General features: G+C 64.0%; 18 protein-coding genes and 2 pseudogenes. 11 read left to right on the top strand and 9 right to left on the bottom strand.

Features of this window, described 5'->3' with window-relative positions:
• Window positions 1-25: 25 nt before the first annotated feature.
• Entirely contained in the window at window positions 26-457 is a 432-nt protein-coding gene (locus tag SCLO_RS06945) for a GxxExxY protein (protein ID WP_066517047.1), read from the top strand.
• Window positions 458-459: 2 nt separating this feature from the next.
• Window positions 460-1,200, top strand: a complete 741-nt coding sequence (gene fabG, locus SCLO_RS06940) for a 3-oxoacyl-[acyl-carrier-protein] reductase (RefSeq protein WP_066517020.1) — start codon at window positions 460-462, stop codon at window positions 1,198-1,200.
• On the opposite strand, the gene SCLO_RS06935 is transcribed toward fabG, so the two are convergent.
• A complete protein-coding gene (locus SCLO_RS06935) occupies window positions 1,154-2,395 on the bottom strand; it encodes a glycosyltransferase family 87 protein (protein ID WP_066517021.1) in 1,242 nt (413 codons plus the stop codon). The genes fabG and SCLO_RS06935 overlap by 47 nt on opposite strands.
• 206 nt (window positions 2,396-2,601) lie before the next feature.
• On the opposite strand from SCLO_RS06935, the gene SCLO_RS06930 reads away from it, so the two are divergent.
• From SCLO_RS06930 to SCLO_RS06915, 4 genes are all read left to right on the top strand, one after another.
• Window positions 2,602-2,835: an acyl carrier protein gene (locus tag SCLO_RS06930; protein ID WP_007689016.1), complete on the top strand. Its 234-nt coding sequence runs from the start codon at window positions 2,602-2,604 to the stop codon at window positions 2,833-2,835.
• A gap of 186 nt (window positions 2,836-3,021) precedes the next feature.
• Window positions 3,022-4,281 (top strand): beta-ketoacyl-ACP synthase II, encoded by a 1,260-nt coding sequence (gene fabF / locus SCLO_RS06925; RefSeq protein WP_066517023.1) that lies wholly within the window; start codon window positions 3,022-3,024, stop codon window positions 4,279-4,281.
• 10 nt (window positions 4,282-4,291) lie between these two features.
• The gene (mltG, locus tag SCLO_RS06920; protein WP_066517025.1) at window positions 4,292-5,263 is read left to right on the top strand and encodes an endolytic transglycosylase MltG; all 972 of its coding nucleotides are present in this window, start codon (window positions 4,292-4,294) and stop codon (window positions 5,261-5,263) included.
• Between the two features lie 35 nt (window positions 5,264-5,298).
• Window positions 5,299-5,814 carry a 2'-5' RNA ligase family protein gene (locus SCLO_RS06915; protein WP_123905456.1) on the top strand — a complete coding sequence of 172 codons (516 nt, stop codon included), beginning with the start codon at window positions 5,299-5,301 and terminating at the stop codon, window positions 5,812-5,814.
• A gap of 6 nt (window positions 5,815-5,820) precedes the next feature.
• Here the strand turns inward: SCLO_RS06915 and SCLO_RS06910 are convergent, their stop codons facing one another.
• On the bottom strand, window positions 5,821-7,047 hold the full coding sequence (locus SCLO_RS06910) for an NAD(P)/FAD-dependent oxidoreductase (protein WP_066517027.1): 1,227 nt from the start codon (window positions 7,045-7,047) through the stop codon (window positions 5,821-5,823).
• Between the two features lie 94 nt (window positions 7,048-7,141).
• Window positions 7,142-8,440, bottom strand: a complete 1,299-nt coding sequence (locus SCLO_RS06905; protein ID WP_066517050.1) for an O-acetylhomoserine aminocarboxypropyltransferase/cysteine synthase family protein — start codon at window positions 8,438-8,440, stop codon at window positions 7,142-7,144.
• A gap of 544 nt (window positions 8,441-8,984) precedes the next feature.
• Here SCLO_RS06905 and SCLO_RS06900 point away from each other — a divergent pair.
• Window positions 8,985-11,369 carry a TonB-dependent receptor gene (locus tag SCLO_RS06900; RefSeq protein WP_066517028.1) on the top strand — a complete coding sequence of 795 codons (2,385 nt, stop codon included), beginning with the start codon at window positions 8,985-8,987 and terminating at the stop codon, window positions 11,367-11,369.
• A gap of 136 nt (window positions 11,370-11,505) precedes the next feature.
• Here the strand turns inward: SCLO_RS06900 and SCLO_RS06895 are convergent, their stop codons facing one another.
• The 4 genes and pseudogenes from SCLO_RS06895 to SCLO_RS06880 all read right to left on the bottom strand — a co-directional run.
• Window positions 11,506-11,847, bottom strand: a complete 342-nt coding sequence (locus SCLO_RS06895; protein ID WP_066517029.1) for a carboxymuconolactone decarboxylase family protein — start codon at window positions 11,845-11,847, stop codon at window positions 11,506-11,508.
• Window positions 11,848-11,864: 17 nt separating this feature from the next.
• Window positions 11,865-12,998 (bottom strand): annotated as a pseudogene (locus SCLO_RS06890) (TolC family protein); the annotation flags it as partial.
• A gap of 128 nt (window positions 12,999-13,126) precedes the next feature.
• A complete protein-coding gene (locus SCLO_RS06885; protein ID WP_083949073.1) occupies window positions 13,127-13,330 on the bottom strand; it encodes a YgaP family membrane protein in 204 nt (67 codons plus the stop codon).
• A 259-nt stretch (window positions 13,331-13,589) separates the two neighbouring features.
• A pseudogene (locus tag SCLO_RS06880) lies at window positions 13,590-14,456 on the bottom strand (NAD(P)/FAD-dependent oxidoreductase); the annotation flags it as partial.
• Between the two features lie 82 nt (window positions 14,457-14,538).
• On the opposite strand from SCLO_RS06880, the gene SCLO_RS06875 reads away from it, so the two are divergent.
• The 4 genes from SCLO_RS06875 to SCLO_RS06860 are packed head-to-tail and all read left to right on the top strand — an operon-like array spanning window position 14,539 to window position 19,474.
• Window positions 14,539-14,877 carry a rhodanese-like domain-containing protein gene (locus tag SCLO_RS06875; protein WP_066517053.1) on the top strand — a complete coding sequence of 113 codons (339 nt, stop codon included), beginning with the start codon at window positions 14,539-14,541 and terminating at the stop codon, window positions 14,875-14,877.
• Between the two features lie 27 nt (window positions 14,878-14,904).
• Window positions 14,905-15,957, top strand: coding sequence for an efflux RND transporter periplasmic adaptor subunit (locus SCLO_RS06870; RefSeq protein ID WP_066517031.1), 1,053 nt, complete (start codon window positions 14,905-14,907; stop codon window positions 15,955-15,957).
• The gene (locus tag SCLO_RS06865; protein WP_066517032.1) at window positions 15,954-19,154 is read left to right on the top strand and encodes an efflux RND transporter permease subunit; all 3,201 of its coding nucleotides are present in this window, start codon (window positions 15,954-15,956) and stop codon (window positions 19,152-19,154) included. Before SCLO_RS06870 ends, SCLO_RS06865 begins: the two co-directional genes overlap by 4 nt.
• Window positions 19,151-19,474, top strand: coding sequence for an ArsR/SmtB family transcription factor (locus SCLO_RS06860; RefSeq protein ID WP_066517033.1), 324 nt, complete (start codon window positions 19,151-19,153; stop codon window positions 19,472-19,474). The genes SCLO_RS06865 and SCLO_RS06860 overlap by 4 nt, the downstream gene beginning before the upstream one ends.
• A 93-nt stretch (window positions 19,475-19,567) precedes the next feature.
• Here the strand turns inward: SCLO_RS06860 and cydX are convergent, their stop codons facing one another.
• Window positions 19,568-19,678, bottom strand: a complete 111-nt coding sequence (gene cydX / locus SCLO_RS06855) for a cytochrome bd-I oxidase subunit CydX (protein ID WP_083949071.1) — start codon at window positions 19,676-19,678, stop codon at window positions 19,568-19,570.
• A gap of 12 nt (window positions 19,679-19,690) precedes the next feature.
• A complete protein-coding gene (gene cydB / locus SCLO_RS06850; protein ID WP_096362104.1) occupies window positions 19,691-20,839 on the bottom strand; it encodes a cytochrome d ubiquinol oxidase subunit II in 1,149 nt (382 codons plus the stop codon).
• Window positions 20,840-20,842 lie beyond the last annotated feature (3 nt).

The raw sequence follows: 20,842 nt of genomic DNA, 5'->3' as shown, positions 1-20,842 counted from the left end.
GGAGACGCGGAGGCGCGGAGGGGATTTGACCGATATTGACCGGATCAGCGGCGACGTTCTGGACGTCGCGCTGCGGATTCATCGCGAATTGGGGCCGGGACTGCTGGAAAGCGTCTATGAAATGATCCTGGCGGCCAAGCTGGCCGCCATGGGTTATGCCGTCGAGCGCCAGCGCCCGGTTGATGTCGAATATGACGGGCTTCGTTTCGACAGCGCATTCAGGATTGATTTGCTGGTCGAAAGGCGATTGCTGGTGGAAATCAAGTCGACGGAAAGACTGAATGCCGCACATGCCAAGCAATTATTGACCTATCTGCGCCTTACCGGGCAGCCCGTCGGCCTGCTCGTCAATTTCGGCGGCGCGACGCTTAAGGAGGGGGTGAAGCGAATCGTCAACGACTATCGCCCCTCCGCGTCTCCGCGCCTCCGCGTGAACCGACAGGAACAAGGAGACTGAACATGTTCGATCTGACAGGCATGACCGCGCTGGTGACGGGCGCATCGGGCGGCATCGGCTCCGCCATCGCGAAGTCGCTTGCCGCGCAGGGGGCGACGCTGGCGCTTTCGGGGAGCAATGAGGAAAAGCTGAAGGCTTTCGCGGCGGAACTGGGGGGCGATCACAAGACGTTGGTCTGCAACCTGTCTGATGCTGCGTCCGTCGACGCGCTGGTGCCGCAGGCAGTCGAGGCGCTGGGCGGCAAGATCGACATCCTCGTCAACAATGCGGGCATCACGCGCGACAATCTGATCCTCCGCATGAAGGACGATGAATGGGCCGATGTGATCGCGGTGAACCTTGAGGCTGCATTCCGCCTTGCCCGCGCCGCCGCCAAGCCGATGATGAAGGCGCGCTTCGGCCGCATCATCTCGATCACTTCGGTGGTGGGCGTCACCGGCAATCCGGGGCAGGCCAATTATGCCGCGTCCAAGGCGGGCATCATCGGCATGTCCAAGTCGCTGGGGCAAGAACTGGCGAGCCGGGGCGTCACCGTCAATTGCGTCGCGCCGGGATTCATCCGATCGGCCATGACCGACGCGCTGAGCGAGGTGCAGAAGGGCGCGATCCTCCAGAAGATTCCGGCGGGCGACCTGGGCACGGGCGAGGATATCGGCGCGGCGGTCGTATATCTGGCGAGCCGGGAAGCAGGCTATGTCACCGGCCAGACGCTGCATGTGAATGGCGGCATGGCGATGATCTGATCCCGCTCAGCGCGCCGTCGAACCGGGCGGCGCGCCGCAGCGCCATGAAAAGCACCGCGATGGCCGCGATCATGACGACCGGAATGCCGGTCATCGCGGTCATCCACCGGCCGAAAAGCGGCGCGGCCCAGCCATAGGCCAGCACCGTGCGCTCCCACGGCAATTCGCCGCGTTTCCGCATATCCGCCGCCAGAAACGCGATGGCTAACCCCAGCAATACGAAATCATAGTCCAGCACATAAGGAGTGCAGAGCAGCGCGGCGGACAGCGCGGCGCCTCCGCACGTTTCCATCGATCCTCGCCTTGCGATCAGCGCGGCCACTGCAATCGCCGCGAAGGCTACCATCCCCTGTATTGCATAGGCCGCCGGGATCGACCCGCCCCATTGCCGTATCGCGGAAAAGGGGCTGGGGATTTTCTCCCACCCCGTATCGCCGCTTTCGATGACGATATGCCGCGTCAGGGGCAGGGAATCGAGGAATGCCTGCCACACCGGCCATCCCCAGATTGCGAAGGTCAGCAGACAAAGGCCGATGCTGGCAAGCGCGGCCGCGACAAAGGCTCGCCAGTTCCCTCGCACCGCGATCAGGACTGGAATCAGCACGGCGAATTGCGGTTTGTAGACGAGCGTACCCAGCAGTATCCCTGCGACCCATGGCCGCCGGTCGAGCAGCAGCATCCCGCCGCCCAGCAGGCTGGCCGTCAGAAAGGCGTTCTGCCCATGGCCAAGGCAGATCAGCACTACCGGCGCACCGAGCGCTACCAGCCACGCATCGCGCGCCTGAGGAAGAATCCGGCGCACCAGAAGGAAAGCGAGCGTCAGCGTTGTTCCCTGCCAGAGTATCAGCGCCGTGACATAGGGAAGCTGCGCGAGCAGGATGGCCAGCAGAAGGAAGGGCGGGGGATAGTGCCAGCCATAGAAGGGGATCGCCGCGTCATGATGCAGCGCCTGCTGGACCGCATGATGGGCGCGCCAGTCCCAGACCTGCGCGGCGCGGCCATGATCGGCCATCCATCCGGCGGTCCAGACGTTCGAAAAATCCGTGCCGATCGGCCGCCCCAGCGAATCCACGGTCCCATGCGCCGTCAGCAAAAGAATCGCGATGGCGCCGACCGTCATCGCGAGCATCAAGACCGCCGTTATCCGGATGCGCTCGCGTGAAATGAAGCGGTCGGGACAAAGGCGTTCGATCATTGGCAAGATGTCGCAAATTCGATTGAACTTTTGGTAAACGGACGCTTATCCAACGAGCCGGGGTATCGCGAGGCATGCGGCCATATGCCCGCGCTGCATGTAGGGGCTTGGCTCTCTTGCCTCTTGCCTCTATCCGGGCTTGGCTTTAGGGCATCCCTTAACGGATATTCATACCCACCAACGATACCCAGTAAAAAGGACCACTCATGAGTGAGACCGCGGATCGCGTAAAGAAAATCGTCGTCGAGCATCTGGGCGTCGAAGCCGAGAAGGTGACCGAAGACGCCAGCTTCATCGACGATCTGGGCGCAGACAGCCTGGACATCGTTGAGCTGGTCATGGCCTTCGAGGAAGAATTCGGCGTCGAAATCCCCGACGATGCGGCTGAAAAGATCGCCACCGTCAAGGATGCGATCGATTATATCGACAGCAAGCAGTAAGGGCGTTTCGCGGCTGGTCCGTCCGGTCGGCCGCATCGCTTGAAGGAACGGCTCCTCCTGTCCGGTCGCTCCGGGTCTGGGGAGCCTTTTCGTATCTGGCGCGCTGATTCCCTTGCCTCGGCTTTCGACAATCGGATCGCGAGCGGCTAAGGAGCGGCGTGAAGCCAAAGGAATTCGGAGCAACATATGCGTCGTGTCGTCGTAACCGGTCTTGGCATGGTCAGCCCGCTGGGTGGAGATGTCGAAACCACATGGAAGAACATCCTTGCGTCGAAATCGGGCGCGGCCACGATCACGCGCTTCGACCCCACCGACTATAAATGCCGCATCGCCTGTGAGGTGAAGCCGGCCGACCACGAATATGGCTTCGACGCGAATCTGGAGGTCGACCACAAGATTCAGCGTCAGGTCGATCCCTTCATCGTCTTCGGCATCGCGGCGGCGAGTGAGGCGCTGAAGGATGCCGGCCTTCTCGACATGACCGAGGAAGAGCGCCTGCGCGCGGGCTGCTCCATCGGTTCGGGCATCGGCGGCCTGCCGGGCATCGAAAGCGAATCGCTGGTGCTGGCGAACAAGGGGCCTGGCCGTGTGTCGCCGCACTTCGTCCATGGCCGCCTCATCAACCTGATCTCTGGGCAGGTGTCGATCAAATATGGCCTGATGGGTCCGAACCATGCCGTCGTCACCGCCTGCTCGACCGGCGCGCACTCCATCGGCGACGCCGCGCGCATGATCGCGATGGACGATGCCGACGTGATGCTGGCGGGTGGCGCGGAAAGCGCGATCTGCCCGATCGGGATCGCTGGCTTCGCGCAGGCGCGGGCGCTCAGCACCGGCTTCAACGACACGCCGGAAAAGGCTTCGCGGCCCTATGACGTCAACCGCGACGGCTTTGTCATGGGCGAAGGCGCGGGCGTGGTCGTGCTGGAGGAATATGAGCGGGCCAAGGCGCGCGGCGCGAAAATCTATGCCGAGGTCGTGGGTTACGGGCTGTCGGGCGACGCCTACCACGTCACGGCCCCGCACCCGGAAGGCAGCGGCGGTTATCGCTCCATGGAGATGGCGCTCAGGAAGTCCGGCCTGTCGCTCGCGGACATCGACTATGTGAACGCGCACGGCACTTCGACCCCGTTGGGCGACGAGCTGGAACTGGGTGCGGTCAAGCGGCTGTTCGGCGACCATATCGCCACCATGTCGATGAGCTCGACCAAATCCGCCATCGGTCACCTGCTGGGCGGCGCGGGCGCGGTGGAGAGCATCTTCTGCATCCTCGCCTTGCGCGATCAGATCGTGCCGCCGACGCTGAACCTCGACGAGCCGAGCGAAAGCTGCGCGGGCGTGGACCTGGTCCCGCATGTCGCCAAGGAACGTAAGGTGCGCGCTGTGCTGAACAACAGCTTCGGTTTCGGTGGCACCAATGCATCGCTCATCATGAAGGCGATCTGAGGAACATAGCATGCGGCGGCTTGGCTGTGGCATATTGCTGATCGGCCTTGCCGTCGCGGCCTTCATCGCTTTCCGCTTCGTCTATGGATGGACGGAGGCGGGACCTGCGGCGCAGAATATCACGCTGATGGTGCCGGAGGGGGCGACCCTTTCCGACGCGGCGGTGCTGTTGAAACAGGCGGGGGCGGTGCGCTCCGCCGATGCTTTCCTGACGCGCGCCAAGGTTTTCGGGCGCGGGACGCCGATCAAGGCCGGGGAATTCGTCATCCCCAAGGGCGCGAGCAATTCGCAGATATTGACGATCCTTCAGGGCGGAAAGACGCTCACCCGCCTGATCACCATCCCCGAAGGCATGCCCTCGATCCTCGTCTACGAACGGCTGATGGCGAATGAGGAACTGACTGGCGAAATCAAGGTGCCCAAGGAAGGCAGCGTCCTCCCGGACAGCTATGCCTATCAGAAGGGGGAGAGCCGCGAGGCGGTGCTGAAACGGATGCAGGGTGCGATGGACCGCCGGCTCGCGAAACTATGGGCGGAGCGTGCGGCGAACCTCGTCGTCAAGACGCCGCAGGAGGCGGTCACCCTCGCCAGCATCGTGGAGAAGGAAACGGCGATCCCGGAGGAAAGGCCGATGGTCGCGGGCGTCTATGCCAACCGGCTGCGGGCGAAGATGATGCTTCAGGCCGATCCGACCATCATCTATCCCATCACCAAGGGGAAACCGCTGGGCCGCCGCATCCGGAAGTCCGAAATCGCGGCGGTCAACGATTATAACACCTATGCCATGGTGGGCCTGCCTAAGGGGCCGATCGCCAATCCGGGGCGGCTGTCCCTGCTGGCGGTGCTGCACCCGGCGGAAACGAAGGCTCTCTATTTCGTGGCGGATGGGAAGGGCGGGCATATCTTCGCCGACACCTATCAGGAACATAATGAAAATGTCCGCAAATGGTTCGAAATCCGGCGCGCGCGCGGGGAACTTTGACCTGTAGCGTGCGGCTTTTCCGGCGGCGCTGATCCATGACCGGCCGCCTCCTTGCGCCGATCGTCGTCACCGGGCTCATGGGTGGCGAGGACTTTGCCTGGCTCGACCGGCAGAGGCGGGCTTATTATCCGCCGGACCGCAACGTCCTGCCTGCGCATCTGACCCTGTTTCGCCATTTGCCGCCGTCCACGCTTGGTGAAGTGGCGGTGCGGATCAAAACTCTCTGCGCCTCGCCGCCGCCCAAGGCGTCGCTGGCGGGCGTCCTCCTCCTGGAGCACGGCGTCGCGTATCGCGTCGAAAGCCCTGCGCTCATGGATATATGGTTGGAACTGGCCGATGCCTTTTCCAGTCTGCTGGTACCGCAGGACCTCGCCCGCCCGCGCCTGCACGTCACCGTGCAGAACAAGGTCACGGCAAAGGAGGCGAGGGCGCTTGCGGGGCGGTTGAAAGCCGGGTTCCGTCCGCGTCCGCTCGCCATCACGGGATTGGCGGTCTGGCATTATCGTGGCGGCCCGTGGGAACTGGCCGCCAGATCCTGCTTTCGGGGTTAGGGAAATCTACGCCAGACCCACTTCCTTGAGCGGGACGGATGAATCCGCCAGTTGCGCCTGATCCAGCGCCGCGCCGGACAACACATGGGCGCGTCCCTGCACATAATCCTTCACGGCATTGACGCAATCCAGCGCGATCAGCTTGCCGCCCTTCAGGTAAAGCACGGAAAAGCTGCGCGTTGCGGGATCGCCGCGCAGGATGGCCTGGTCATGCCCGGTCGACAGCCCCACCGTCTGCAATTTCAGATCATATTGGTTCGACCAGAACCACGGCACCGCATCATAGGCTTCTTCCTTGCCCATGATGTGCGCCACCGCCGTTTTCGCCTGGTCATTGGCATTCTGCACGGATTCCAGGCGAAGCTGCGCGCCTCGCGCAAAGCGGTTGGCATGCGCCGCGCAATCGCCCACGGCATAGACATCGGGCAGGCTGGTGCGGCAATATTCGTCCACGTCGACACCGTTCCCGCCGACCGCGCCCGCCGCGATCAGGGGACCGGTTTCCGGCACGATGCCGATGCCGACGATCACCATGTCCGTCTCGATCCGCTCGCCGTCCTGCATCAGCACGGCGGTCGCCTTGCCGTCCCTGACCTCGATGCAGTCCATCTTCGCGCCGGTCCGCAGGTCCACGCCATGGGCCCGATGCTCGGCCTCGTAAAAGCGCGAAAGCTCTTCCCCCGCCACACGGGCCAGCACCCGGTCGAGTGCCTCCAGCAGCACCACCTTCTTGCCGAATTTGGTGAGGACGGCCGCAGCCTCCAGTCCGATATAACCTCCGCCGATCACGGTCACATGACCGATCTGGTCCATCTTCGCCATCATGGCGTCGACATCGTCCCGGCGGCGGACCGCATGGACGTTGGAAGCGTCCGCGCCGTTGCAGGTCAGCATGCGCGGACTGCCGCCCGTCGCCCAGATCAGCTTGTCATAACCGATTTCCTCGCCGCCCGCCGTGACGATTTTGGTGGCGGGATCGACATGCTTCACGCGCTTGCCCAGCAGCATGTCGACCTTGCGCTCTTCCCAGAAGGCGGCGGGCCTGATCAGGATGCGCTCGAAACCCTTGTCGCCCGCGAAATATTCCTTGGACAGAGGCGGGCGTTCATAAGGCAGGTCCTTTTCATCGCCGATCATGCCGATCGATCCTTCGAACCCAAGCTGACGCAGGGAAATCGCCGCTTGCGCCCCGGCATGGCCCGCCCCCACGATCAGAACGTCATAATAGCTCATCCGCGCTCATCCTCTGTCATTGCCGAGCGCGTGATTGGACGGCTTTGCCTCCGCTTTCAAGAGTGCATGCGGGGATTTTTACTGGAACCAGCCATCAACCTGCCGCCCGGTCGAGCGCCTGGGTCAGATCGTCCAATATATCGCCGATATGTTCCAGCCCGATCGAAAGGCGTACATAGCCTTCCGAAACGCCTGCCGCGCCCTGCTCCTCGGCGGTCAGCTGCGAATGGGTGGTGGATGCCGGATGAATCGCCAGGCTGCGGGCATCGCCGATATTGGCGACATGGTAGAACAGCTCCAGAGCGTCGATGAAGCGCCGTCCCGCCTCCCGGCCGCCAGCAAGTTCGAAGCCGAGCAGACCGCCCTGGCCGCCCACCAGATATTTGGCCGCGCGTTCGGCCTGCACGCCGGTCTGGCAGGAGGGGTGAATGACCTTCGTCACATCGGAGCGGCCGCGCAGGAAGTCCACGACCCTGACCGTGTTCTCGCTATGGCGCGCCATGCGGAGCGGCAGCGTTTCCAGGCCTTGCAAAAGCTGGAAGGCATTGAAGGGCGACATGCAGGCGCCCAGGTCGCGCAGCAGCACCGCGCGAACGCGGAAGGCATAGGCAATGGGCCCGATGGATTGTGCGGCCTCCGTCCAGACAAGGCCGTGATAGCTTGGATCGGGCTGGTTCAGCAGGGGCTGGCGGGCGGCATGGGCGCTCCAGTCGAAATTGCCGCCGTCGACGATCATGCCGCCCAGCGACGTGCCGTGCCCGCCGATGAATTTCGTGGTCGAATAGACCACGATCGCCGCGCCATGATCGAGCGGACGCGCGATCATCGGCGCGGCGGTGTTGTCGACGATCAGCGGTATGCCCAGCGGCCGGCCCAGCGCCGCGATCTCCGCGATGGGGCAGACGACCAGCTTGGGATTGGGGAGCGTTTCCACATACCAGGCGCGGGTCCGATCGTCGCTGGCGCGGACGAAGGCTTCGGGATCGGACGGATCAACGAACCGCGCCTCGATCCCCATATCCTTGAGCGTGTTGGCGAACAGGTTCCACGTGTCGCCATAAAGGTCCGTGGAACTGACGATATTGTCGCCCGCCCGCGCGAGGTTCTGGATTGAATAAGCCGACGCGGCCTGCCCCGAGGCCGTCGCCACGGCCGCAGCCCCTCCTTCAAGGGCGGCGATGCGTTCTTCGAGAATGCCGGTCGTGGGATTGGCCAGCCGCGTGTAGAGGCCGCCGAACTCCTGCAAGGCGAAGAGGCGCGCGGCATGGTCGGCGCTCTGGAACTGATAGGATGTGGTCTGATAAATGGGCGGAGCCACTGCGCCCGTAGCCGGATCGGCGCGCCATCCCGCATGGATGGCCAGCGTTTCGGGGTGCAGTTTCTTCTTGGCCACGATAATCCTCTTGCCTGTCTTTTGGTCAAGGCGAAGCTCGTCGATTTGCCGCTGTTTGACAAGGGGCCGGTGCAAATGGGGCAGGCGTCGGATCGTCGATGTTTGAGAAGCCATGTTCCGATACCGCGTCCTGACGCGATTTCTCCTGAGGGCCCGGCTGAAAGGCAGTGCCGCAATTGGCCAGTTTTGCAGATATTATGGCCTGTTATGCAATCAAGCTCACGCGGCGCGACGGGTAAAATGCGCATTCGTTACGTCGCACGGTCAGTGCGACAACAACATGCCAGGCAAAGCTGGCAGGCCGACAGAGAGAATGTCTCAGTCCTAGGGGAAGATTATGACCACGCGCATCGATAATGGTTCGAGATCGGGCGTGGTCATAGGCGTTTTCGTCATCGGCCAGGCTTCAAGCCTCACCCACGCAGTTTCGTTCGTCAACGCATAACGCAGCAGCCAAAAATCTGCACATCCCTATCAAAATAGTTTAATCATAAAATTTATTGCGATAGTTTAGCTATAAAGAAATTTCAGGGAGGTCTTTCATATGAAATCAGCAAAATTCAAACATGCGCTGTTCGCGCTTGGGTGTTTGTCGGTGGGCACAGCGCCCGCCTATGCGCAGCATGCCGCGCAGGGCGCCCAGGCCGCGGACACCGGCATCGGTGAAATCGTCGTGACCGCGAACCGTCGTGAGGAAAGCCTCAGCCGCGTTCCCGCGAGCATCGTCGCGAAGGGGCAGCTTGAACTCGACAAGCAGGGCGTCCGTTCGATCGCGGACATCGCGCAGATCACACCGGGCGTCACCTTCGGTCAGAGCGCGGTGCTGTACGGCACGGGCCAGACCTCGATCGCCATTCGCGGCGTCGACTCCGCCTCGGGCATCCCCACCACCGGCGTCTATATCGACGACACCCCGGTGCAGACCCGTATCGGCGTGAGCCCGTCGCTCAGCAACCCCTATCCGCAGGTGTTCGACCTTGAGCGCCTCGAAGTGCTGCGCGGCCCGCAGGGCACGCTGTTCGGCAGCGGTTCGGTGGGCGGCGCGATCCGCTTCATCCTGCCCAAGCCCGAATATAACGACGTCAGCGTGTACGGCCGTACGGAAATCGCCACGACCCAGCATGGCGCGACCAGCTATGAGGCCGGTCTTGCGGGCGGCGCGCCTCTGGTCGAGGACAAGGTCGGTTTCCGCGCCAGCGTCTGGTATCGTCATGACGGCGGCTATATCGATCGGCTGGATCGCTATACCCACAAGCCGCTGGACAGCGACATCAACAATTCCGACACCTTTTCCGCCCGTCTCGCACTGGGTGCGAAGCTTGGCGAGAATCTGACGATCACGCCGTCGTTCTTCTACCAGAAGCAGAAGATCGCCGATGGTTCGCGTTTCGAACTGGCGACCTCCAATCGCCATACCGGCGATCTGAAGCTCAGCCTGAACAAGATCCCCGAACCGCTGCACGATCGGTTCTACCTGCCCGCCTTGAAGATGGAGCTGGACCTCGGCGCCGCGACGCTGGTGTCGGACACGTCCTATTTCTATCGCAAGACCCGCAGCCAGAGCGACGATGCTTCTCTTTCTACGGCGCTCAACACCGGGTTTTCCGGGGAATTCCTTCCCGGTTTCGAGGATTATGTGCCCGGCACCGCCAGCCGCACGAAGCAGACCGCCTTCACGCAGGAACTGCGTTTGCAGGACAATAATTCGACCGATCGCTTAAACTGGATCGTCGGCGCGTTTTTCCAGAAATCCTATGTACGCGATCAATATGCAGGCAGCGACCCGCGCGTTCTCGAGCTCATCAATTATGGTGAAGCGCAGAGGGGCGAACCGCTTACCGAAACGCTGAGCGACCTTTATGAAGTCGAATTGTACCAGGACGAATATTTCGTGTTCCAGCGCAACGAGCATCGCGACAAGCAGTTCGCTGTCTATGCGCAGGCGGATTATGAAATCGTTCCTCGTGTGAAGCTGACCGCCGGCGCGCGTTATACGATCGCCAACTACAAGTTCACCGGCTTCACCGCCGGTCCGCTCTATGCGACCAACGGGCGCGTCGACACAGGCGACGTGACGGTTCGCAATCTGACGCCCAAGTTAGGCCTGTCGTTCCAGGCCGACCGCGACACCATGCTCTATGCATCGGCATCGAAGGGCATTCGCGGTCCGGGCATATCGCCGCCGGTGGGCGCGCGCTGCGAGCCTGAAGCCCAGGCGATCGGCTTCGATCCCTATGCGACGCTCCGCCTCAAGCCGGACTCCATCTGGAGCTATGAAGTCGGCGCCAAGAGCCGCCTGTTCGGCGGCAAGGTGGTGATAGACGCTTCGGCCTATCGCATCGACTGGAAGAATGTGCAGACGATGTTCAACCTGCCGCTCTGCACGGTTTACGCCGCGCTGAACCTGGGCGACGCGAAGATCGACGGCTTCGATCTTTCCGTGACCGTCCAGCCGATCCGCCAACTCACCTTGGGCGGCTCGGTGGCCTATACCCATGCGCGGTACACCACGGCGATTCCGGGCCTGGACGGGACCACTGTCCGCAAGGCAGGCGAGCCCTTCCCGCGCGTGGCGCCGTGGACGATCCAGTTGAACGGCGAATTCACCCAGCCGGTGGGCGATTCCGAAGCCTATGCGCGCGCGGACTTCAGCTATAGCAGCCGCATCACCAAGCCGCTCGACCTCGACTCGATCCTGGTCGATCCGGAACTGCCGCGGCCACCGGCGACCTCGCAGCTCGACCTGCGCTTCGGCGCGCGCATCGATGCGGGTGGAAACAGCAATGTTGATCTCAGCTTCTTCATCAACAATGTGACCAACAGCCTGCCTCTGGTCAGCCTGTATCACGAGTTGCCCGGTTCGACCTGGTATCGCTCGGGTACCTTCCGTCCGCGTACCTTCGGCGTCACGCTGAGCGTCCGCCGCTGATATGAGAGGGAAGATGCGTTAGCTGGGACAGCATCTTCCCGCACTGGTTTCGCCCGCGGGTCTCCCCATGGACCTGCGGGCGGATCGGCGACCGGTCATACCGCCGATTTGCCGGCATGGGCATGTATCGTTTCTCCTAGTCGGAGAATTGATCGAACGCCTCGACCGCCTGCGCGGCATACATGAGGCTGGGGCCGGCGCCCATGTACAGAGCCATGCCCATCGTCTCCATCACCTCGTCGCGGGTCGCCCCCTTCTGCACGGCCGCCTTGGCATGGAACGCCACGCAGCCGTCGCAACGGATCGCCACCGCAATGGCCAGCGCGATCAGTTCCTTCGTTTTGGCGTCGAGGGCGCCTGCCTTGGTCGCGGCCGCCGCCATGGCGGAAAATGCCTGCATGACCTCGGGCGTACCCAGCCGCACTTCCTTGATTGCGCCGTTCAGTTCGGCAGCCATTTTCGGCCAGTCTTTATGCATGTCGTCTCCTGTGAAGTTCAGCGTCCCATAAGGGCGAGCAGCCGGTAAGCGGCAACGATGCGATCGCTTTGCGAACGGGTCTCGTTGACGGCGGCGGCGGTCGCCTCGCGTTCGGCATCGAGAAGATCGAGTTGGGGTTTCATGCCCACGCGGACCTCATGGCGAACGCTGTCGCGCGCCTGGGCGGCGGCGAGCGCTTGGGCAGTTGCGGCGGCTTCGACCAGCGACGCCGCGCGCGCGGCTGAAAAGGCGCTGATCGTCTGTTCGTCGACAGCCGATCGAGCGGCACGCACACGCGCATCGGCCGCTCTTGCCGCACTGTCCGATTCGGTGATCTTGGCCGAAACACGCCCGCCCGCGAATATCTGCCAGCGCGCCCGCACGCCGATCGTGGCCCCGTCGGAGCGATAATCGGGGAAGAACTGATCGCGCACGCTTGCCCCTTCGGCAAAGGCACCGATCATGGGCAGGCGTTCGGCTCGCGCGCCCCGCGTGCCGGCCTGGGCGGCGTCCAGTGCAGCTTCCGCTTGCGCCAGCGCCGGATTGTTCGCTCGCGCGCTGTCGAGCGCTTCATCGAGCGAGGCGGGCAGGGCGGGACTTGCCGGAATGGGCTGGAGAGCCCGTGGGGCAAGGCCCGTCAGGTTGGTGAACCGTGCATCGGCCGAAACGGCGAGGCCGCGCGCGTTTTCAAGGGCGGCCTGCGCTTCGGCAAGCCGGGCAGTTGCCTGTGCGACATCTGTGCTGGGGCTTTCACCGGCTTTGAAGCGGAGTCGGGCCTGGCGCTCGATCTCCTCCATCTGGGCGACCATCTGCCCATAGAGCGCCACCATGCGACGCGTGGTCAGCACATTGCCATAGGCCTGGACCGTCGCGACGACGATCTGGCTGCGCGTCATGGTTTCGCCGGCGCGTGCCGCTTCGCTGCCCGCTTTCGCCTGCGCGATCCCGGCGCTGACCCGGCCCCCCAGGAACAGCGGTTGCTCGATAGTGAGCTGCGCTGCGCGAGGCGTGACGTTCGCGGCCGGCAAGCCGAAGAAACCTTGCGGATCGAGGCGGCCATGGCCGATCGTGCCGCTCAACGTCGCGCTGGGCAGGCCCTGGCCACGCGCTTCCCTGATCCGGGCGTCGGCCGCGTCGGTATCGGCGCGCGCCGCTTCGATCTCCGGCGCATGGCTCATGGCCGCCGCGATCGCCTCTTGGAGGGTCGTCGCCCGCGCGGGCAGGGAGGCGCCCGCCAGCAGGCAGGCGAGCAGAGGGAAGGGGATCGCTCGCTTGAGCGTCATTTGAAGGCTGTCCCCGGACGGATGCCGAATGCCCTGAACAGCATGGCGGCGGGGCAGAAGCCGGTGAAGCTCGCCTGCAGCATGTTGAGGCCTGCAAAGGCGGTGAGCGCGATCCACCAGGGATGCATGGTCAGCGACAGGACGATGCCGAGCAGCACCACGCAGCCGGCAAACGCCATCACGGCACGATCGAGAGTCATCAGTCTCACTCCTTTCCTTGAGGATCAGAAACGCAACTTGCGGATGCCCATCGCGTGCGCAGACCGCGTTCCACGTGGCCTCGGCCGTCGGCTCCTTGCCGTCGAGGATCAGCGACAGGTTGGCGGCGATCGCCGTCGCCATGGATTCGATCATGAAGCCGGTCTTGGGCACGCCCACCGGCACCGGCGTCGGCCCGGTCGGCGGGATGGCGACGCAGACGCCGAGCGCGAAGATCTCCGGGAAGGCGGGATTGCGCTGGTGCCTGTCGACGATGACGAAGCCGCGCGGGTTGGTCAGCCCTTCGATATTGCTCACCGCAGGGACGCCGCGGAACGCCGGAAGCATCATTGAGAAGCCGAAGGGCAGATCATGCGCCTTCCTGACCGCGCCATCCTCGCCGACTTCATCAACATGCATGACGTCGTGCTCGACCCTGGTCACGCGCGCGTTGGTGATCCATTTGATATGCCGGTCGCGCAGTTCGCTTTCGAGCAGCGACTTGGTATCGCCCACGCCGTCGAGACCGAGATGCCCGATATAGGGTTCGGCGGTGACGAAGGTCATCGGCACCTTGTCGCGGATCTTGCGCTTGCGCAGCTCGGTATCGAGGATCAGCGCGAACTCATAGGCCGGGCCGTAGCAGGATGCGCCCTGGACGGCACCGATGACGATCGGGCCGGGATTTTCCACGAACGCATCGAACTTGTCGGCGGCGGCAGCGGCGTGCGCGGTCTGGCAGACGGAGACGGTATGGCCGCCATGCGGACCCAAGCCTTCGATCTCGTCGAACGCCAGATCGGGACCCGTTGAAATTACAAGATAATCGTAATTGATAGACGAACCGTCATTGAGTTCGAGGCATTTTTTGCTGGCATGGACGCGCCTTGCGCCGATCGACGTGAAGCCGATCTTCTTCTTCGCGAACACCGGTGGGAGGTCGATCTGGATGGCTTCGGGCTCACGCCAGCGCACCGCCACCCAGGGATTGGAAGGGACGAAGCTGTAGGTATCAGTGTCCGACACTGTCATTACGTCGGCACGGCCTTTCACGGCCGCCTTGATCTCATAGGAGGCAATCGTGCCTCCCAGACCCGCTCCTAACACCACGATCAATGGCTTGCCCATCTGCGACCCCTCCTGTTTCAAGGACATTGACTAATATAACTATTACACGTTATATGCAATCTATAAACTTATGGAGGCTGCCATGTTCGGATTCAACAAACGTGATCCCCACCGTGAGATCGATCCCGCCGAGTTGGACGCGATGTTGAAGGACGGAAAAGCGCTTCTGATTGACGTGCGCGAAGCGGGCGAGTTCGCCACCGGCCACATTTCCGGCGCCATAAACATGCCGCTGTCGGGATTTTCACCGCATGACATTCCTGATCCCGAAGGCCGGACCGTCGTGCTGCAATGCGCGGGCGGACGACGATCGGGCCAGGCGCTTGACCAGTGCGCGGCGGCGCGAGCGGCGGTCGATACGCATCTGGCCGGAGGCATAGGCGCCTGGAAGGACGCCGGCTTGCCGGTGGTTGGCGGCTAAGCGCGAAAGGGAGGGGGTGTAGGCGGCATGGGCAAGTGGCTCTGGTTGGCTGGCGTTATGCTGGCGCTATCGGCGTGCGGTAGCGAGGTGGGGCAAGAACAGGCGTTGGCACCATTGCCTGCCGGTGACATGGTGCGGCTTGTCCCCAAGGAGATTGCCGACATGAAGGCGGTCGGCGCGGAGATCGCCACCCGCGACCAGGCCGAAGTGCTGGCCCGTATTCCCGGCATCCTGACGGCGCTTTCCGTCCGCCCCGGCGATTCTGTGCAGAAGGGCCAGCGGATTGGCTTGATCGTCGATTCCCGGCTCGGCTACGAGGCGAGCGCCTATGGCGCGCAAGCTGCCGCTGCGCAGGCTGAAGCCGCGCGCGCCAGTGCCGATCTCGCACGCATCCGCGATCTCTACAATAATGGCGTCTACGCAAAAGCGCGGCTCGATCAGGCGGTTGCCGCCGCCCATGCGGCCGACGCGCAGGTTGCCGCCGCGCGTGCGCAGCAGGGCGCCAGTGCCAGCGTCGCGGGGCAGGGCGCGGTGATCGCTCCGGCAAGCGGCCGCGTGCTTCGCGCCGATATTCCCGCGGGCTCTCCCGTCGCGCCGGGCATGTCGATCGCGACCGTGACGGCGGGGCCGCCCGTTCTGCGCCTGATGCTTCCCGAATCCGTCGCCGGACAGGTCCGCCCCGGTGCTCGCGTGATCGTCGATGACACAATCTTCACTGATACAGGGGTGCCTGCCGGGTCGCACCAGGGCAGCGTGACGCAGGTCTATCCTGCGATCACCGGAGGCCAGGTTCGCGTCGATGCGACGCTGCCTGGCCTCTCAACCCAATTCGTCGGCCGCCGCGTGAGCGCATCGGTCGAGATCGGCACGCGCAAGGCGCTGGTCGTGCCGCGCCGGTTCGTCACCACCCGCTACGGCATGGACCAGGTTCAGATCGTGACCGAAGGCAAGCGCCTCGGCATGGTGCCGGTTCAGATCGCGCCGACGGCCGATCCCGGCATGGTCGAGATATTGAGCGGCGTTTCCGCCGGCGACACCCTGTTCGTCCCCGGCAATCCCGCCAAGGCCACCGGCCAATGAACCTCGGCATTTCCGGTCGCCTGACCAGGGCCACCATTGCCTCGCCTCTGACGCCGCTGTTCCTGCTCGCGGCGATCGCCGTCGGTCTGCTGGCCCTGCTTTCCATCCCCCGGGAGGAGGAACCGCAGATCAGCGTGCCGATGGTGGATATTCAGCTGATGGCGCCCGGCCTCTCCGCCGCCGACGCGACCGAGCTGGTGGGCATACCGCTCGAAACCATCGTCAAGAGCGTCGACGGGGTGGAGCATGTCTATACCCAGGCGCAGGATGACGGCGTGATGGTGACGGCGCGTTTCCTGGTGGGATCGAACCCCGAGGATGCGGCGATCCGCATAGAGGAAAAGCTGCGCGCCAATTGGGACAGGAAGCCGGTCGGCATTCCCGATCCCAAGGTGACGGTGCGCGGCATCAACGACGTGCCTGCCGTCGTCCTGACCCTGACGCCCAGGCCGGGGGGGGGGGACCAGTGGAACGACGCCAGCCTCTATGAACTGGCCTCGAAATTGCGCACGGAGATCGCTAAGGTCGACAATGTGGGCCTCAGCTTCCTCGTCGGCGGGCGGCCGGAGGAAATCCGCGTCGCCCCCGATCCCGCCAGGCTGCGCCAATATGGCGTGCCGCTCGGCAGCGTGATCGAGGCGGCGGGCCAGGCCAACCGCAGTTTTCCGCTCGGCAATATTCGTGAGGACGGCAAGGCGGTCGCGGTGACCGCGGGTCGCACGCTGTTTTCGGCGCAGGAGGTCGGGCTTTTGACCGTGCGCTCCGCTTCCGGCTCGCCCGTTTATCTGCGCGATGTCGCGAGCGTTACGCAGGGGCCGCGCGAGGATCAGGCGCGCGCGTGGCGCTGGGCGAAGGCGGAGAATGGCAAGTGGGATTCGGCTCCCGCCGTCAGCATCGCCTTCGCCAAGCGCGCCGGGGCCAATGCCGTGCTGGTGTCCGACGCCATTCTCCAGCGCGTCGAGAGCCTGAAAGGCCAGCTGATCCCCGATGATGTGACGGTCGCCGTCACCCGCAACTATGGCGAAACGGCGAACGAGAAGGCGAATGAACTGCTGTTTCATCTCGCGCTGGCGACCGTCTCCATCGTCGTGCTGATCGGCTTCGCGATCGGGTGGCGCGAGGCGGGCGTCACCGCCGTGGTCATCCCGACGACGATCCTGCTCACCCTGTTCGCGTCTAACCTCATGGGCTACACGATCAACCGGGTCAGCCTGTTCGCGCTGATCTTCTCCATCGGCATCCTTGTCGACGATGCCATCGTCATGATCGAGAATATCGCCCGTCATTGGGCGATGGACGATGGCCGCAGCCGCACGCAGGCCGCGATCGAGGCGGTGGCCGAGGTCGGCAACCCGACCGTGGTCGCGACCCTCACCGTGGTTGCCGCGTTGCTGCCGATGCTGTTCGTCTCCGGTCTTATGGGCCCTTATATGGCGCCGATCCCGGTCAATGCATCGGCGGCGATGATCTTCTCCTTTTTCGTCGCCGTGGTGATCGCGCCGTGGCTGATGATCCGTTTCGCGCGCAAGACGCTTGCCCATGGCCATGACGAAAGCGGCGGCAGGCTGGGCCAGCTTTATGCCCGCGTCGCGCATCGCGTCATCGGCACGCGCCAGTCCGCGCGCAACTTCCTGATCGCTGTCGGGGTGGCGACGCTGCTCGCCTGTTCGATGTTCTACTTCAAGGCCGTCACCGTGAAGCTGCTGCCGTTCGACAACAAGTCGGAGATGCAGGTGGTGGTGGACATGCCCGAAGGCACCGCGCTCGAAGGGACGGGCCGCGTACTGGAGGATGTCGCGGGCGTCGTGCGCGGCCTGCCCGAAGCGATGGCGATGGAGGTCTATGTCGGCACATCCGCGCCGTTCAACTTCAACGGCCTCGTCCGCCATTATTTCCTGCGCTCGCAGCCCGAGCAGGGCGACGTGATGGTGACGCTGCTGCCCAAGGGCGACCGCAGCCGGTCGAGCCACCAGATCGCGCTGGACCTGCGCCAGCGGCTGAAGACGCTGAAGCTGCCGGATAGCGCGTCGATCAAGGTGGTAGAGACGCCGCCGGGGCCGCCGGTGCTGGCGACGCTGCTGGCCGAGGTCTATGGGCCGGATGCCGCCACGCGCCAGAAGATGGCGGGCGAATTGGAAAAAATCTTCCGGTCCGTCCCCTTCATCGTCGATGTCGACACCAGTGTCGGGACGCCGCGCCCGAAGCTGCGCCTCGTCCTCCAGCGCGACCGCATCGACTATTACGGCCTGTCGCAGCGCGAGGTCGCGGACAGCATCGGCATGCTGATGGGCAGCCAGACGGTCGGCTACGCCCCGCGCGGAGACGGGCGCGCGCCGCTGCCGATCACCATCGCGCTCGCCCAGAAGGACCGAAGCTGGACGCAGGCCTTGTCGAGCACTCCGGTCGCGCAGGCTCCGGGCGGCCAGCTTATCGATCTCGGCGCCGTGGTCGATGCCCGCACCGAGACGGGGAGCCCCATGATCTTCCGCCGCGACGGCCGCTATGCCGACATGGTGACAGCCGAACTGGCGGGCGCCTATGAAGCGCCGATCTACGGCATGCTGGCGGTCGATCGCGCGGTGGAAGATTATGACTGGGCGGGCAAGGGCCTGCAAAAGCCGAAAATCCGCCTCAACGGCCAACCGGAGGACGAGAGCCTGTCGTCCCTGCTCTGGGACGGCGAATGGGAGATCACCTGGGTCACCTTCCGCGACATGGGCGGCGCGTTCATGGTCGCGCTGCTGGGCATCTATATCCTCGTCGTCGCGCAGTTCAGGAGCTTCCGCCTGCCGCTGGTCATCCTGACCCCCGTGCCGCTGACGCTGGTCGGGATCGTCATCGGCCACATGCTGTTCGGCGCGCCCTTCACGGCGACATCGATGATCGGCTTCATCGCCCTTGCCGGCATCATCGTGCGCAATTCCATCCTGCTGGTCGATTTTATCCGCCATTCGACGACGCCGGACAAATCGCTGCGCGACGTGCTGCTGGAAGCCGGGACGATCCGGTTCAAGCCGATCGTCCTCACGGCCGCCGCAGCCATGATCGGCGCGGCGGTGATCCTCACGGACCCGATCTTTCAGGGGCTTGCCATTTCGCTGCTGTTCGGCCTCGCCTCCTCGACGCTGCTGACCGTGCTGGTTATTCCGGCTATCTACATCCTGCTTCGCGATGATGGGAAACCCGCAACCAGATGATACCGCTCGATACGCCCCTTGCGCAACTCGCCCGGCACGCCGCCCATGCGGCAAGCGTGCTGAAGCTGCTCGCCAATGAGCAACGCCTGCTGATCCTGTGCCGACTGACCCAGGGAGAGTTTTCCGTCGGGCAGATGGTGGAACTGTGCGGGCAATCGCAATCTAGCGTCTCCCAGCATCTAGGGCGGTTGCGCGAAGGAGGGCTCCTCAAGACCCGCCGCGACGGCACGACGATTTATTACAGCCTCGCCGACGAAGATGTTCGCAAGCTGATCGACATGCTCTGCGACCGCTTCGGGCCGGCTGTCGAGCAGTCCTGACGAACATGCCGTGAAGGCGAGGCGCAAAGGAGATCGCGGAAAGAGGCTCCGCGATAGCTGACCATTGCCGATGCCGATCAGGGCAAGCGGCGTTCAGACCACCGCGTCGTCATCGGGATCGGCATGAAATTCGTGCCACATGCCGTTGATGATGCCGAAGCCAACGGCGAGGCCCACGCCCAGCACCCAACTGAAATACCACATCGGTGTCCTCCTTCAGTAATAGTCGGGATTGGTGTCGACATCGCGCAGGGTTATGCGGCCGAACAGCACTTTATAGACCCAGGCGGTGTAGAGCAGCACGATCGGCAGCAGCAGCACCGTCACGGCCAGCATGATGAACAAGGTCACATGGCTGGACGAGGCATTCCAGACCGTCAGGCTCGAAGCCGGGTCGATCGAGCTGGGCAGGATGAACGGGAACATCGACAGGCCCACGGTCGCAATGATGCCGATCGCGCCGAGCGACGAACCGCCGAAGGCCAGAAGCTCGCGGCCCGTACGAATGCCGAGCCATGCCAGCAGCGGTCCGGCGAAGCCGAGGACGGGCGCGATCAGCATCCAGGGATGCGCGCCATAATTGTCGAGCCATGCTCCCGGCGCCGCAACCGTGCCGGAGAGCAGCGGATTGGAGGGGCCAAGCGGATCGGCGGCGTGCGTCAGGCGGAAACCATAGCCCATGGTCGTAACCATCACGCCGCCCAGCGCGAACAACAGGATCGATGCAACCGCCGCGACCTGACCGAAGGCGCGGGCGCGATCATGCACCACGCCGTGCTCGATCTTGATCGCGAGCCAGCTCGCCCCGTGCAGCACGACCATCGCGACCGAGAGCAGGCCCGCGACCAGCGAGAAAGGATGGAACAGGCCGAGCAGGCTCCCCTCGTAGAAGGAACGCAGGTCGCTATCGAGGCGGAAGGGGATGCCGGTCAGTACGTTGCCGACCGCGACGCCGAACACCAGAGCGGGCACGAACCCGCCGACGAACAGCGCCCAGTCCCAGCGCGCGCGCCAGGCCGCATCGGGTTTCTTGGAGCGATATTTGAAGCCGACGGGCCGCAGGATGAGCGCGGCGAGGACAAGGAACATCGCGAGGTAGAAGCCGGAGAAGCTGACCGCATAGACGAACGGCCAGGCCGCGAAGATCGCGCCGCCGCCAAGGATGAACCAGACCTGGTTGCCTTCCCACGTCGCGCCGATCGAGTTGATGACGAGCCGCCGTTCGGCATCGGTCTTCGCGACGAAGGGCAGGAGCGCGGCGGTGCCGAGGTCAAAGCCGTCGGTCAGGGTGAAGCCGATCAGGAGGACGCCCATCAGCAGCCACCAGATGAGCCGGAGCGTTTCATAGTCGATGGGAGGGGCCATGAC

Source organism: Sphingobium cloacae, assembly GCF_002355855.1.
Classification (GTDB): Bacteria; Pseudomonadota; Alphaproteobacteria; order Sphingomonadales; family Sphingomonadaceae; genus Sphingobium; species Sphingobium cloacae.
The sequence above is the reverse complement of the archived record's forward strand: the minus strand, read 5'-3'. Positions and strand labels throughout refer to the sequence as shown.

Coding starts and splice junctions, on each gene's coding strand:
- SCLO_RS06865 (WP_066517032.1), top strand. CDS start 15,954: ATGAACCTCGGCATTTCCGGTCGCCTGACCAGGGCCACCATTGCCTCG.
- SCLO_RS06875 (WP_066517053.1), top strand. CDS start 14,539: ATGTTCGGATTCAACAAACGTGATCCCCACCGTGAGATCGATCCCGCC.
- SCLO_RS06900 (WP_066517028.1), top strand. CDS start 8,985: ATGAAATCAGCAAAATTCAAACATGCGCTGTTCGCGCTTGGGTGTTTG.
- SCLO_RS06885 (WP_083949073.1), bottom strand. CDS start 13,330: ATGACTCTCGATCGTGCCGTGATGGCGTTTGCCGGCTGCGTGGTGCTG.
- cydX (WP_083949071.1), bottom strand. CDS start 19,678: ATGTGGTATTTCAGTTGGGTGCTGGGCGTGGGCCTCGCCGTTGGCTTC.
- SCLO_RS06915 (WP_123905456.1), top strand. CDS start 5,299: ATGACCGGCCGCCTCCTTGCGCCGATCGTCGTCACCGGGCTCATGGGT.
- SCLO_RS06895 (WP_066517029.1), bottom strand. CDS start 11,847: ATGCATAAAGACTGGCCGAAAATGGCTGCCGAACTGAACGGCGCAATC.
- SCLO_RS06935 (WP_066517021.1), bottom strand. CDS start 2,395: ATGATCGAACGCCTTTGTCCCGACCGCTTCATTTCACGCGAGCGCATC.
- mltG (WP_066517025.1), top strand. CDS start 4,292: ATGCGGCGGCTTGGCTGTGGCATATTGCTGATCGGCCTTGCCGTCGCG.
- SCLO_RS06860 (WP_066517033.1), top strand. CDS start 19,151: ATGATACCGCTCGATACGCCCCTTGCGCAACTCGCCCGGCACGCCGCC.
- fabF (WP_066517023.1), top strand. CDS start 3,022: ATGCGTCGTGTCGTCGTAACCGGTCTTGGCATGGTCAGCCCGCTGGGT.
- SCLO_RS06910 (WP_066517027.1), bottom strand. CDS start 7,047: ATGAGCTATTATGACGTTCTGATCGTGGGGGCGGGCCATGCCGGGGCG.
- fabG (WP_066517020.1), top strand. CDS start 460: ATGTTCGATCTGACAGGCATGACCGCGCTGGTGACGGGCGCATCGGGC.
- cydB (WP_096362104.1), bottom strand. CDS start 20,839: ATGGCCCCTCCCATCGACTATGAAACGCTCCGGCTCATCTGGTGGCTG.
- SCLO_RS06870 (WP_066517031.1), top strand. CDS start 14,905: ATGGGCAAGTGGCTCTGGTTGGCTGGCGTTATGCTGGCGCTATCGGCG.
- SCLO_RS06930 (WP_007689016.1), top strand. CDS start 2,602: ATGAGTGAGACCGCGGATCGCGTAAAGAAAATCGTCGTCGAGCATCTG.